Origin of the sequence: Nonlabens sp., from assembly GCF_051251825.1 — a bacterium.
Classification (GTDB): domain Bacteria; phylum Bacteroidota; class Bacteroidia; order Flavobacteriales; family Flavobacteriaceae; genus Nonlabens.
This window is the reverse complement of sequence record NZ_JBPOGG010000002.1, coordinates 415450-429239: the sequence shown is the minus strand read 5'-3', so window position 1 is coordinate 429239 and position 13790 is coordinate 415450. Positions and strand designations below refer to the sequence as shown.

Here is a 13790-nt window from a genome sequence, read left to right as displayed (position 1 = left end):
CTGTTTTATTTTGTAGGAAAACACCCTTATTAAATTAACATATGTGATAATTGTTAACGACGCTTTTAGACGATTGAAGACCTAAATTATTGCAATTTCGCTTTTTATCGATTAAAAACACCTTTAAGCTATTATTTTTGATATACTTCGTTAAAATTTATAATTCAAAGGTAAAATTTCTTTTTCTTTGTGGTTCTGTATTTTTCAAGGGGAAAGTGCTTTATCTAAATAAATTACTATGAAAAACAAATTACTATTACTGGGACTACTCTTTATAGGAGTGTTCCAATTTTCAAATGCACAAAGTTGGACAACTATATCGTCAACACCAGATCCGGTCACCGCAGGAAATACTTTTCTTGCAGATGCAACATATGATCCTGGGTTCAGTTTTTCAGATATTGAATATACTTTAGATTTGTATGCATGTGAAGGATGTACGGAAGCGCAGTTATTATCAGCTATCGATGCTCAATCTGCTACCTACCAAGTATTAAGTGATTTAGATAATGGTGGAACGCCATTCACTGCCGGAGGTTTCTCGAGTGCTACACAGAATCATCAATTTAATATACCTGTAAGTGCAGGGTTTACAGGTACCGTTAGATGGTCATTTGTTGCAGATATTATTCTTAACTCAAATTTAGTAGTATTTTCATCAAGCACTAATAGTGCTACAACTCAAGCTGGTTTTGTTTTTGCGCCTGCTACAGTGACAGTTACTGCGGGCTGCGGTGAACCTACAGGTTTAGCGGCTTCAAATATTGATTTCACAAGCTCAGACTTATCTGTTACTGCCGGTGGGGCTTTAAATGGAAGTGCTCAATTTATCGTTATGGATTCAGGTGTTCCTCCAAATGTAGCTACCGCGGCCTATGATTCTGGCTCGGTTGCGTCTTTTACAGTAAATGCAAGCGGTTTAACGGCAGGTACAACTTATGATGCTTATGTACGTGGTAATTGTCCAGCTACTTCAACTGTTTCAGGTTGGGCTGGTCCTGTAAGTTTTACAACCCTTTCTTGTGATCCTGTAACTAATCTTACAGTAATACCAGATACTAATAGTTCTGCTATATCAGTAGCTTATACGGCAGGTGCTGGAGCGACCGACTATCAATATACTTTGGTTGACGACTTTGGGAACGATGTTGCTGGTTATTCAGGTATTTCTGTAGGAACTGCAACTAGTTTTACAATTACTGGTTTACCAGAAGGTGAGAGTTATTCATCATTATCGATACGCTCAGATTGTGGAGGAGGTAATTTTGCCTTTGAATCTTTCGGTGGTACGTCTGGTGATATTGTTACTGGCGCTGCGCCTGGAGAAGTAAATGTGGCGTTAAGCCCGACAAGTGCTGATGAAGATAGTGCGGTATTTGATTTTACATTTGCTCGTACAGGAAGTACTGCAAATAGTTTAACGGTTCAATTTACTAAAACAGATGGAGCAGGATTTAATGCTACTGACGTTAGTGGAACTCCTAACTTTACATCTATAACTATTCCTGCAAGTCAAACATCTGCTGTATTACAGGTTAACATAAACAGCGATACAGACGTTGAATCTGACGAATTTTTTACTATTGAAATAACTGCCGATGCTGCTTATACTATAGGTAGTCTTAATACTGCTACAGCAACCATTTTAAATGATGATTCCTTAGATGTAGATGGCGACGGTGTTTTAGATAACGTGGACGTGGATAACGATAATGATGGTATTACAGATTGTACAGAGAAATTATTAGAAGGTAAATCAATCGATCAGTTATTTGTTCTAGATGGTGATGCTGTTATAAACCCAACGGATAATCAAGAGCTTATTTTGACAAATGAAGCAACATTTGAATTAGGTTCTGCTTTCTCAAATAATCAGTTTGATTTTGGAAGTAATTTTGATTTTAGTTTTGAAGTAACATTTAGTGAACAAAACGCTGTTTCTGGTGAAAGAGCAGACGGTATCGCAATAGTCTTTCAAAACGATCCAGCTGGAGCAAACGCTACTGGTAACCCTGGTGGAGGATTAGGTGCTCAAACTATTCAAAATGGTATTGCACTAGAATTGGATATTTTTAATAATGGTGCGTCATGGAATGACCTCGCAGCAGATCATGGTTCTATATGGGATACAGACACTTATGATAACTCAGCTGCTGGTAGAGTATTATTGAGTGATGCAAAACCAATTGGCGAAATAGAGGACGGACTTGCTCACACCGTATTCATTTCCTGGGATGCAACTAATGAGAGTCTATTTTATACAGTAGATGGCGTTTTAGCAGGTAGTTTGACGACTCCTAGTTTTGCCACTACATACTTTGGTGGTGATAAAGCCTTTTTAGGATTTACGGCAGCAACTGGTGGATCTGTTTCTGAACAAAAAGTAAGGTTTACAGACATTTGTGAAGTACCTGTATTTGTTGATACAGATATGGATGGTATTCCTAATCAGTTGGATCTAGATTCTGACGGTGATGGTATTCCAGACAACGTTGAAGCACAAACAACTTCAGGATGGTTAGCTCCAGCGGTAGTAAACGCAACTGGTACTGAGGCAGGTCTTGCAAGCAACTATGGGACTGGATTAGTTCCTGTAGATACAGAGTCGCAATTCCCTAATTTTGCTAGAGATGAAGATTTAGATTACTTAACCTTAGATGCAGATAGTGATGGTACAGACGATAGAACAGAATCTGGTATCACAGCTGCAATGGCTGATGCTAATGGAAATGGTCTTGACGACGCAAGTGAAGATCTTGCAGTAAATACAATGATGGATGCCTATAATACTCCTAATGGAAACATTGTTCCTACGGCAGCAGCTGGAGGTCCAAGCGGTCTTGCTGGAAATGCTAGTTCGTCTGCCAATGGAGACTGGGATTATAGATGGAGAGATTTTAACTTTACATACAATAATGGCTGGATTGATAATCCAGAAGGTTATATCTTAGGTATAGAAGATGTGCTAATCCAAGAAGGAACAGCGACCATTAATGACGGTTTTATAATTAAGGATTTAACTTTAGGGTTTAACAATCTTGGTGCTTCAGAATTAGTTTTGAATACAGATATAACAGTACGTCAAAAGGTATCATTAAATACTACATCTTCTGGAGATGGTTATATTATACATAATAATGCTGGAACTTCAAACGAATCTAATGGAGTGGAGTTATCAGTAGGTAATTTAAATGCTACATTGAACAATTACAGAATTACGGATCCTCAAGGCGTGCAAGTTGGCGAATTTAAAGGAGTTCCAGGTTTCCAGCCAGCAGTCCCAGCAATTTTAACCTTTACAGGTAATTTAGATTTAGCAGGTGGTGGAATGACAAATGCTACAGGTCCTATTTTTGGACCTTTAACAGGAATCGTATTTGCTAGTACGGCTACAGAGACTGCTCATATCACTGGTGCATTTGCATTAGATTCTAGTTCTGTAGAAAACGCTGCAAATGGAGAACCTAATATTGTAGCACAGCGTTATATTTCTGGTAATAGAGCATTTAGATTCTTAGCTTCTCCTGTATCAGGTTCTTCTATATTTGATACATGGCAAGAAGGTGGATTAGAGCCAGCTGGTTTCGGTACACATATTACAGGTGTTCAAAGTGCTAACGTAACCAACCTTTCTGCTAGTGATGCAGGTGAGACTGACGCGGCTACTGGATTAGATCTTACAGCTTCTGGTAATCCTAGTATGTTCTCTTTTGGAGGAGCTGCTTGGAGTGCTGTTGCAAATACTAATAATACCAATCATATAATCGGTAATGGATATCGTATGATGGTGCGTGGAGATAGAAATATTGATTTAAATGATAATGCTTCAGGAGCTGGCGTAACAACTACGTTGAGAGCAAATGGTGCATTGGAAAATGGTGATAAATCTTTACCTACAACCACTGGTTTTAATTTATTAGGAAATCCTTATCAATCATTTATGGATATGGCTACCGTTGGTACATCAAATACAACAGGATTTGTTTACTATTGGGATCCTACTTTAGGAACTCAAGGAGCTTATACGACGGTAACACTTCCTGGAGGATCGGCTACAGCAGGTAGTAACGCGACTAATGTAATTGAGCCAGGTCAAGCTTTCTTCATGGAAGCAACTGCAGCTGGTACTGTTGATTTTGAATTAGCAGATAGATTAAGTGCAGATGATGCTATTATATTTAATACACCTCAATTAACTAATAGTATTGAATTAACGGTATTTGATGCAGCTAGATATACTGCTGGTCAAACGGCACAGGATGGGTTGATTATTGAATTTGGAGCAACTGAGAATCTAGGTTTAGATACTCGTGATGCACGCAAATTCAATAACATAGATGAAAACATATCTGTAGTTCATGATGCTACTGGTGATAGATTAGCATTTGAGCGTAGAACTTTACCTAGTGTTAGTGATGTTATAGAATTGAACTTCTCTAACCAGACTGTAAGCAATTACACTTTTGAAGCAGTTGTGAATGGTTTACCAGGAATGGATGTTTACTTGAAAGATAATTTCACAGGTAACTTATCTCCATTATCTCAAGGAACTACTCTAGTAGATGTAACAGTTGACATTAATGATGCTAATAGCTCAGCACTTGATCGTTTTGAAATCGTATTCCAGAATGTTACTCTAAGTGTTGATGATAACTTATCTCTAGAGAGCGCAGTTAAATTATATCCTAATCCTGTATCTGGTGATGCAGTAACGGTTGTAATTGGAAGCGATTTCAGTAATGATGTGAGTTATGCTCTTTACAATTCTTTAGGTCAGTTAATTACTCAGAAGGATGACATACAATTAGTTGGAGGAAAATTAATTGTTGAAAATCTTTCAAGTTTAACGAAAGGTGTATATTTGCTAAATATTACTGCTGGTGCTGAAACAGTTACTCGTAGAATTATCAAAAAATAGCATCATTTAATAATATTAAAAACAAGGAAATGAAAAACATAAAATTATTAGCTTTAATAGCTTTTTTAACAGTATCTACTACTGCAATGGCTCAAACTGCTCCAGGTTTTGGAGCAACACTTGATGATACAGGAGCTCCTATCCCAGGAATCGCTCTAGCAATTGCTGCTGCAATTGGATTAGGTGTTGTAAAGTTAAAGCGCAACAAATAGTATTTATTTAATACTGTATATTAAAAAGGGAATCCGTAAGGATTCCCTTTTTTTATATACCGTTTTTTTAATCACGCTTTCGCGAAAGCGTATCCACAACAATCATAATTCTATCTCAAAGCAATTGTTTTACTTTGTAACATAGGAGTTGTAAGGTATCTTTGCAAACCCTACGAATCAATTAACTAAATAAGCTTTTTGACTGAAGTTAATGCCATAGAAAAGTCACCTAGTATGGTGAAGAACCTTATCGAGCTCACGAAGCCTAGACTGTCTGTGGTGGTCGTGTTCTCATCTATTGCAGGATATTTTCTTGGAGCAACTGTTTATGACTGGAAAATCATTCTCATGCTTATAGTAGGAGGATACTTCTTAGTAGGTTCCTCAAACGTATTTAATCAAATTATAGAAAAGGATCTAGACGCACTCATGAAGAGAACGCGCAATAGACCTTTGCCTACAGGTCGTGTAGCTGTTTCTACGGCATGGATCTATGGATTAATCATGTCCATAAGTGGTGTGGTTATATTATATCTTATCAATCCTGCTACGGCCTTTTTTGGGGCTCTTAGTATTCTCTTATATGTTCTATTATATACTCCATTGAAGACGCGCACTCCTTTATGTGTGTTTGTTGGAGCTTTTCCAGGAGCGATTCCTTACATGTTAGGATGGGTTGCTGCAAGTGGTGATTTTGGGATTGAACCAGGTACTTTATTCATGTTACAGTTTTTCTGGCAATTTCCACACTTCTGGGCGATAGGATGGATGCTTAAAGACGACTACAAAGCTGGAGGTTTTAAAATGTTACCTACAGGAGATACAGATCGTGGAACAGCGATACAAATTATTCTGTACACTATATGGACTATTGCTATATCGCTCATTCCTGCATTTGGGATTACAGGTAGTCTTTATATAAATTGGGTAAGTGCTGTTTTAGTAGGTCTTTTAGGCTTGTGGTTTTTGTATTATGCCATCAAACTATTTAAGGAACGGTCTAATGAAGTCGCTAAAAAGTTAATGTTAGTGAGTGTAAGTTATATCACATTGATTCAAATAATTTATGTGGTCGACAAATTTTTAAGATAAATGATGGAAGAAATAGAATTAACGCACGAGGAGAAAATAGGCCGTTCCAAAAAACAAATGTTGTGGTTTGGAATTGTAAGCCTCATCATGATGTTTGCTGGATTGACAAGTGCTTATGTGGTAAGTCGTGGTCGTAAAGATTGGGTGGAGATTGAATTGCCACAGGAGTTTTACTGGAGCACAGGTGTTATTCTATTAAGCAGTTTAACATTGTTCTTGGCAAAAAAAGCCATTTTGAATAATAATAAAAGTGGCGGCACCATATTAACGGTAATCACTTTTATACTGGGAAGTGTTTTTGTTTTTATGCAATTTGCCGGTTTTGAGAGTTTAGTAAATGAAAAAATATTCTTAACTGGATCAGGTAGTAGTGTTAACGCCTCATTTATATATGTGATTGTAGTCGCTCACTTAGCCCATATTGCTGCTGGTCTTATAGCGCTGTTAATCATGACTATACGTACTGTTCAAGGTAAGTATTCTCCGGTGAATATTCTGGGGTTTGAGTTAGGTGCTATTTTCTGGCATTTTGTAGATATTCTTTGGATATATTTACTATTGTTTTTAGGGTTTGCAAAAGACATTTTTTAGAGTACTTTTGCAAGACATTATTTTTAATAAAAGATTATGAATAACACAGTAGCTCCTACTGGTACCGAAGGACAAACTTGGGGTGGTGGATCAAGACCACTTAATGCTAGTTATGGTAAATTAATGATGTGGTTTTTCATCTTATCAGATGCACTAACCTTTTCAGGATTTCTTGCCGCTTACGGTTTCTCTAGATTTAAGTTTATAGAAGAATGGCCTATCGCTGACGAGGTTTTTAATCACTTTCCGTTCATGCACGGGACTGATGCACCTATGTTCTACGTAGCTTTAATGACATTTATTCTTATTGGTTCTTCTGTAACTATGGTTCTGGCTGTGGATGCTGGTCATCACATGGATAAGAAAAAAGTATCGTTTTATTTATTACTTACCGTAATAGGTGGTTTGATATTCGTAGGCTCACAAGCTTGGGAATGGAAAAACTTCATCAAAGGTGAGTACGGAGCTGTAAAAACTAAAGGAGGAAAAATACTTCAATTTACTGATGCAAATGGTGAGCGTGTTGCTCTTAATGAATTTGTAACTGTAGGTGAGCGTCCAGCAGATGCTCTTGCTGATAGTGAAGGTATCTGGTATCAATCAGATGATCCTATAGGAGCCACTTATACTATTGATGAAGTAAGAAAAGGTTTTGCTGCAAATCCTGACCTTAGAATTAGAACACAAGTATTACAAGTTGATAAAGAAACAGGTGCTTCCCACAAGACATTATTGTCTAGAGAAGAATCTCTGTTTAAAATTAATAATCAAGCAGTAGGTGTAGTAGAAGGTGCAAACCTTACTGAAAATGAATATGGAGCGCCTTTATTTGCAGACTTCTTTTTCTTTATAACTGGATTCCACGGTTTCCACGTATTCTCAGGAGTGATATTTAACTTGATCATTTTCTTTAACGTGCTTTTAGGTACTTATGAGAGAAGAGGTAGTTATGAAATGGTGGAGAAAGTAGGTCTCTACTGGCACTTTGTAGATTTAGTATGGGTATTTGTATTTACATTCTTTTACCTAGTATAATTTTTTAAGATATTAAAATGGCAGATCACGTAGCACATCATAACGCACACGCAGAGCATAAATTAGAGATCTTTAGAGGTCTCGTAAAATTCAAGTCAAACACTCAAAAAATTTGGGGTGTTCTTATATTTCTATCACTTATTACAATTGTAGAAGTAGCATTAGGTTATATAAAGCCAGATATGTTGAATGTACATGTGTTAGGATTAAAATTATTAAACTGGATATTTATCATCCTTACATTAGTTAAGGCATATTACATTACTTGGGATTTCATGCACATGAGAGATGAGGTAAGTGGATTACGTCGTGCTGTGGTATGGACAGGAGTATTCTTGATTATTTATCTAATTGCTATACTACTTGTAGAAGGAGATTATATTTATGAAGTTTATAAAAATGCAGCTGTAAGCTTTGACTTCTAGTGCATACTAATACATAAAATACTAAGGACGGTTTTTCCGTCCTTTTTTATACCCAATTATGTCAGATTTCCCACAGGCCGAAGGAATTAAACAAACCAGCGAGTTTTCTAAAAAATTCGTGATCATTGTTTTGTTTGCTTTGCCGCTAGTAGCTTATCTATTCTTTTTAAATGGCGAGCATCACTTTGAGACACTACCTGTGGTGACTGAGAATGTTCAAGAAATCGATAATTTCAAAATCGTAAAGGGAACCGCAACGCAACTTAAGGATAGTGTGACCATCATTACATTTTTAGGTAAAGATCCTTATGGTAGAATAGGATATGTATCAAATCTTAATGAAAAGATTTACAAGAAATTTCACGGTTTTAATACATTTCAAATGATCAGCATCCTTCCAGAATCTGGAGCTGATGATGTTAAACAAATCCTAGAACAAATGGCTGAGACCACTGATCTAGAAGACTGGCATTTCTTGAAAGGAACTGATCAGCAAGTGCAAGACCTTTATAGTAGCTTTAAAACTAATGATCGTCTTAATAATGACCTTTCCTCAGACTATGCGTTTGTAATAGACGTTAATAACAACTTGAGAGGTAGAGACGATGATGAAATAGAAGAAGATGGAGTAGTTTATGGTTATAACACTAAAACCGCTGCACAACTTAATAAAAGAATGATAGACGATATGAGAGTTTTGCTCGCTGAGTATCGTTTTGCATTTAAAAAGAATAGAGACCAGAAAATTCAAAAAGATGAGTAAATCTAAGGATACTCCATATTACATAGGATTAGGAATCATAATAATCATATTTGGATACTTTGCAGTGACAAATGTGATTCATTACATAAATAAAGATAAAGTAGTAGACAGCAATCGATCAGAAGATCGTGCTCCAGTAGCAGACAAGTTCCTGAAGAAATTTAACACTGTACCAGCATTTGAATTTGTGGATCAAAACGGTGACACGATATCAAATGAAACCATGAAGGGAAAAGTATACGTCGTAGATTTTTTCTTTACCTCATGTCCTACCATTTGTACTCCTATGAGTAATAACTTGAAGAAAGTTCAAGAGAAATTAAAAGATTATAGCGATTTTAAAATACTCTCAGTGAGTATCGATCCAGAATATGATACACAACAAGTATTAAAAGAATATGCAACCAGGCACGACGCCATAGATGGTGTATGGCACTTTGTGCGTGGTGATAATGAAGCAACTTTTAAACTGGCACGAGAAGGATTCAGTGCTTATGTGGGAGAAAGTCAGGACAGTTTAATCAAGTTTGAGCACAGCGGTAACTTTGCGCTGGTAGATAGAGAAGGAAACATCAGATCACGTAAAGACGCTTATGGTAACTGGATGATGGTTTATAATGGCGTGGCTGGAACTGATCTCGAACCACAATTAAAAGAAATCATTGAAGACGCACAAACACTTCTAAATAAGTAATTATGAGTACGCTTGAAAAAAAAGGACCTGCTATTATTATCACTTTATCCATCATAGTTCCACTTGTAGTGGTTTTATTGATGTTCATGCCAGAGCGCTACAATTTCCTGAATGTAGAATCGGGATTATTCCCTTTATTCCATGCGGTTATTAATGGAATGACGGCTCTATTGTTGTTTACGGGTTTTACACTTATTAAAAAGGGAAATAAACAAGCGCACAGAAAAGTGATGACTACTGCATTTGTGCTTTCAGCTATTTTTTTAGTGAGCTATGTAATTTCTAAAATTAGTAACGAGCCAGTACCATATCCAGAAGAAGCTCCATTGCGATTTGTTTATTTATTTATTCTACTCACGCACATTGTTCTTTCTGGAATCATACTTCCATTAGTATTATACACCATGTATTTTGCGTGGACTCAAAAATTTCAAAAACATAAAAAGATTGCGCGCTGGACATTTCCTATCTGGATGTATGTGGCGATAACAGGAGTACTCGTTTATTTGTTCATGTTTCCATATTATTAAAGTATGAAAAAGTCAGTTGTTTTTCTGTTAGGTTTTCTTTATTCCGCTTTCGCGAAAGCGCAATGTGCCATGTGCCGAGCAGTTATAGAAAGCGGTGGAGATACAAAAGCCGCCGAAGGCCTCAATGACGGAATCGTGTATTTAATGATTTTCCCGTATATACTAGTAGGTGGGATTATCTACTTAGTCTATCGCTCTACAACAAAAAAGAAGCATATTAACAAATAATTATAATCTTTCTTGTAACATCTATAGAACTTTAGGGTCTTAGTAATTAAGCTGTTTCCATTTGAGGCAGTTTTGAAACACTAACCATGATAGAGATAAAGGACCTGCATAAATCCTATACTACAGGAAGTAATTCATTACACGTACTTAAGGGAATCGATTTTTCTGTTAAGGAAGGAGAACTCGTGTCTATTATGGGTTCGTCAGGATCTGGAAAGTCTACGTTGCTCAATATTCTAGGAATGCTAGATGAGGCAGACCATGGTTCTTATACACTAGATAATACACCTATTAAAAACCTGAATGAAAAAATTGCAGCACAATACCGCAATAAATTTTTAGGATTTATATTTCAGTCATTTAATTTGATTAATTATAAGAACGCTATTGATAATGTAGCGTTGCCCTTATATTATCAAAAAGTAGGTCGTAAAGAACGTGATGAAAAAGCCATGCATTACCTTGAAAAAGTAGGACTTGCAGACTGGGCAGATCATCTACCTAATCAACTTTCTGGTGGACAGAAACAACGTGTCGCTATAGCAAGAGCTCTTGCCAGTGACCCTAAAGTTCTCCTCGCAGATGAGCCTACAGGAGCTCTTGATACCAAAACTTCTTATGAAGTAATGGAACTTATCCAAGGAATTAATGAGGAAGGAAGAACGATTCTTATCGTAACACACGAGCCGGATATAGCTGAAATGACTAAACGCATCGTGAACCTTAAGGATGGACGTATTATAGATGATACTCTTGTGAATCAAGTAAAAGCAAGCTCATATGTTTAACATAGAGCGCTGGCAAGAAATATTTGAAACTATACGTAAAAATAAACTACGTACTTTTTTGACGAGCCTTTCAGTAGCGTCGGGAATACTTATACTTGTAATCTTATTAGGATTTTCTTCAGGAATAGAAAATGGTGTGCGTTCTCAATTTGAACAAGATGCTACTAACCGTATTCAGGTAAGTACAAGAATGACTACCAAAGGTTTTAAAGGACTCAATCCTGGACGTAGATTACAAATGACTAATAAGGACTACGAGAACCTTAATAGAAAGTATGAAGATCAAATAGAGTATAAGACCAGCCTTTATAACACATGGGGTGGACAGATCAACTATAAAGAGAAGCAAGGTACTTATCGTATTGAAGGTGCTTTTCCAGATCAGCAACTTATTGAAAACGCGACTTTATCTCAAGGACGTTTCATAACGCAATCAGATATTGATGAGTCTCGTAAAGTTGGAATACTAGGATATCAAATGAAGGAAGATTTATTTCCAGATTCAGACCCTATAGGTGAGACTATTCTGCTCAACAATAACATCAACTTTACGGTAGTAGGAGTTTACACAGATCCAGGTGGAACAAGAGAAGAGTCTAGACTTTTTATTCCTATGACTACAGCACAAAAAGTATTTAACGCTGGAGAAAACATCAATCGTATTGCTTATACCGTTAAAATGGCCGATAATTTTGATGAAGCCGTCTCTATGAGTGCAGCGCTTTCTCAGGCAATAGATCAGGATTTAAGAACAAGATTTAGTGTAGCACCAGATGATCGTATAGCGGTGAGAGTAGATGATACGCTTGAAGAAGCTCAAAAGATTTATAGCTTAATAGACACTATTAGAGGTGTGTTTTGGTTTATAGGAATAGGTACTATTATAGCTGGTGTAGTAGGTGTAGGTAATATTATGTTGATCGTGGTAAAAGAGCGTACCAAAGAAATAGGTATAAGAAAAGCGCTTGGAGCATTGCCTAGCGAAATTATAATTATGGTGCTTCAAGAATCTATTTTCATTACAAGTATAGCAGGATTAATAGGGTTGTTTTTAGGAGTAGGAATATTAGAGCTAGTAGGCCCTAATATAGAGATGGATTTTATTAAAAACCCTAAAGTAGATTTTACAACCTCAATTACAACCGTAATTATATTAGTAGTGTCGGGTGCGCTGGCAGGATTTATTCCAGCTAGAAGAGCAGCAAATATTAAACCTATTGATGCCTTAAGAGACGAATAATATGTTTAGTAGAGATCGATGGAACGAAATTATAGAAGCGCTCAATGCAAATAAATTGAGAACGCTGTTAACGGCGTTTGGAGTATTCTGGGGAATCTTTATTCTGGTAGCACTGCTCGCTTTAACTAACGGTCTAAAGAATGGAGCGACAGCAAACTTTGCAAACAGCGCTACAAACTCTATGTTCATGTGGGGACAAAGTACTTCAATGGCATATAAAGGAATGAATAAAGGTCGTCGTGTGCAATTCAAGCTTGCAGACGTTAAAGTGCTTAAAGAAAAATTACCACAGCTCAAATATGTTTCTCCTCGATTACAATTAGGTGGTTATCGCGGTGCAAATAATGTTTCACGTAATGAGAAAACTGGAGCTTTTCAAGTTAATGGTGATTATCCAGAGTATATCTATCAACAATACATGGATATTATTAAAGGAAGATGGCTCAACTATTCTGATATCCAAAAAGAAATGAAAAGCGCGGTTATAGGAACTGACGTTGTAAAATCTTTATATGATATAGGTGAAGAGCCTATAGGAACTTATATTCAACTTCAAGGCGTGAACTTTAAAGTAGTCGGTGTTTTTCAAAACCCAAATACTCAAGGCGATAGTGAAGAAGAAGCTAATACTATTTTTATTCCGTTTACGACATTTGGTAAGGCTTTCAATACTGCAGATAATGTAGGATGGATGGCTATTACTGCAAATGATGAAGTTACCATTACTAGTTTAAAAGAACAAATTCTCTCCATTATGAGAGATCAGCGAGGCGTGCATCCAGATGATCAACGAGCAATAGGTAACTTTGATCGTGCTGAGATGTTTGCGCGTTTTACAGGTTTGTTTGATGTGTTGTCACTGGTAGGATACGTGGTAGGTGCACTCGTGCTACTTTCCGGAGGAATTGGAATCAGCAATATCATGTTAATTGTAGTAAAAGAACGTACTAACGAAATAGGTGTGCGACGTGCATTAGGAGCTACTCCATGGAACATTAAAGCACAAATTTTACAAGAATCTATTGTATTAACCTTGATATCAGGATTAGCAGGAATAGCCTTTGCAGCTGGATTGATATGGGTCATGAATTATTTACTCAGTCTGAGTGGTCCCGTTGAAAATTTTGCAAATCCTTCAGTGAATATCACGGTAGTCATCATTGCATTAATCATATTAACCATTTCAGGATTACTCGCTGGATTTATACCAGCATCAAGAGCTACTACTATGAAACCAGTAGACGCATTAAGAACAGAATAAAAACGAACCAATT

At 36.7% G+C, this 13790-nt stretch carries 13 protein-coding genes; all 13 read left to right on the top strand.

The features are described 5' to 3' along the window. The first annotated feature begins 238 nt into the window (after positions 1-238). The 13 genes from ACSHWW_RS04260 (at position 239) to ACSHWW_RS04200 (ending at position 13777) form a co-directional block, all read left to right on the top strand. A complete protein-coding gene (locus ACSHWW_RS04260; protein WP_435681172.1) occupies positions 239-4918 on the top strand; it encodes a lectin-like domain-containing protein in 4680 nt (1559 codons plus the stop codon). 29 nt (positions 4919-4947) lie between these two features. After that, complete coding sequence (locus tag ACSHWW_RS04255; RefSeq protein ID WP_435681171.1) at positions 4948-5130, top strand: hypothetical protein; 183 nt, start codon at positions 4948-4950, stop codon at positions 5128-5130. Between the two features lie 198 nt (positions 5131-5328). Next, the gene (gene cyoE, locus ACSHWW_RS04250) at positions 5329-6222 is read left to right on the top strand and encodes a heme o synthase (RefSeq protein ID WP_435681170.1); all 894 of its coding nucleotides are present in this window, start codon (positions 5329-5331) and stop codon (positions 6220-6222) included. Further along, a complete protein-coding gene (locus ACSHWW_RS04245) occupies positions 6223-6813 on the top strand; it encodes a cytochrome c oxidase subunit 3 (protein WP_435681169.1) in 591 nt (196 codons plus the stop codon). It begins immediately after the preceding gene. Between the two features lie 36 nt (positions 6814-6849). Further along, positions 6850-7848, top strand: a complete 999-nt coding sequence (locus ACSHWW_RS04240; RefSeq protein ID WP_435681168.1) for a cytochrome c oxidase subunit 3 — start codon at positions 6850-6852, stop codon at positions 7846-7848. Positions 7849-7865: 17 nt separating this feature from the next. Further along, entirely contained in the window at positions 7866-8273 is a 408-nt protein-coding gene (locus tag ACSHWW_RS04235; protein ID WP_435681167.1) for a cytochrome C oxidase subunit IV family protein, read from the top strand. A 58-nt stretch (positions 8274-8331) separates the two neighbouring features. Next, positions 8332-9036, top strand: a complete 705-nt coding sequence (locus ACSHWW_RS04230) for a membrane or secreted protein (protein WP_435681166.1) — start codon at positions 8332-8334, stop codon at positions 9034-9036. Next, on the top strand, positions 9029-9730 hold the full coding sequence (locus ACSHWW_RS04225) for an SCO family protein (RefSeq protein WP_435681165.1): 702 nt from the start codon (positions 9029-9031) through the stop codon (positions 9728-9730). The genes ACSHWW_RS04230 and ACSHWW_RS04225 overlap by 8 nt, the downstream gene beginning before the upstream one ends. A 2-nt stretch (positions 9731-9732) precedes the next feature. Beyond that, positions 9733-10260, top strand: coding sequence for a DUF420 domain-containing protein (locus ACSHWW_RS04220; protein WP_435681164.1), 528 nt, complete (start codon positions 9733-9735; stop codon positions 10258-10260). Positions 10261-10263: 3 nt separating this feature from the next. Then, on the top strand, positions 10264-10488 hold the full coding sequence (locus ACSHWW_RS04215) for a hypothetical protein (protein ID WP_435681163.1): 225 nt from the start codon (positions 10264-10266) through the stop codon (positions 10486-10488). Between the two features lie 86 nt (positions 10489-10574). Then, positions 10575-11276, top strand: coding sequence for an ABC transporter ATP-binding protein (locus tag ACSHWW_RS04210; protein WP_435681162.1), 702 nt, complete (start codon positions 10575-10577; stop codon positions 11274-11276). Further along, complete coding sequence (locus ACSHWW_RS04205; RefSeq protein WP_435681161.1) at positions 11269-12516, top strand: ABC transporter permease; 1248 nt, start codon at positions 11269-11271, stop codon at positions 12514-12516. The genes ACSHWW_RS04210 and ACSHWW_RS04205 overlap by 8 nt, the downstream gene beginning before the upstream one ends. A 1-nt stretch (position 12517) precedes the next feature. After that, positions 12518-13777 (top strand): ABC transporter permease, encoded by a 1260-nt coding sequence (locus ACSHWW_RS04200; protein WP_435681160.1) that lies wholly within the window; start codon positions 12518-12520, stop codon positions 13775-13777. Positions 13778-13790 lie beyond the last annotated feature (13 nt).

Bases quoted from the DNA above. Each gene is read 5' to 3' on its own strand.
- ACSHWW_RS04260 (WP_435681172.1), top strand. From the start codon at position 239: ATGAAAAACAAATTACTATTACTGGGACTACTCTTTATAGGAGTGTTC.
- ACSHWW_RS04225 (WP_435681165.1), top strand. From the start codon at position 9,029: ATGAGTAAATCTAAGGATACTCCATATTACATAGGATTAGGAATCATA.
- ACSHWW_RS04215 (WP_435681163.1), top strand. From the start codon at position 10,264: ATGAAAAAGTCAGTTGTTTTTCTGTTAGGTTTTCTTTATTCCGCTTTC.
- ACSHWW_RS04235 (WP_435681167.1), top strand. From the start codon at position 7,866: ATGGCAGATCACGTAGCACATCATAACGCACACGCAGAGCATAAATTA.
- ACSHWW_RS04230 (WP_435681166.1), top strand. From the start codon at position 8,332: ATGTCAGATTTCCCACAGGCCGAAGGAATTAAACAAACCAGCGAGTTT.
- ACSHWW_RS04220 (WP_435681164.1), top strand. From the start codon at position 9,733: ATGAGTACGCTTGAAAAAAAAGGACCTGCTATTATTATCACTTTATCC.
- ACSHWW_RS04200 (WP_435681160.1), top strand. From the start codon at position 12,518: ATGTTTAGTAGAGATCGATGGAACGAAATTATAGAAGCGCTCAATGCA.
- ACSHWW_RS04240 (WP_435681168.1), top strand. From the start codon at position 6,850: ATGAATAACACAGTAGCTCCTACTGGTACCGAAGGACAAACTTGGGGT.
- ACSHWW_RS04245 (WP_435681169.1), top strand. From the start codon at position 6,223: ATGATGGAAGAAATAGAATTAACGCACGAGGAGAAAATAGGCCGTTCC.
- ACSHWW_RS04255 (WP_435681171.1), top strand. From the start codon at position 4,948: ATGAAAAACATAAAATTATTAGCTTTAATAGCTTTTTTAACAGTATCT.
- ACSHWW_RS04205 (WP_435681161.1), top strand. From the start codon at position 11,269: ATGTTTAACATAGAGCGCTGGCAAGAAATATTTGAAACTATACGTAAA.
- ACSHWW_RS04210 (WP_435681162.1), top strand. From the start codon at position 10,575: ATGATAGAGATAAAGGACCTGCATAAATCCTATACTACAGGAAGTAAT.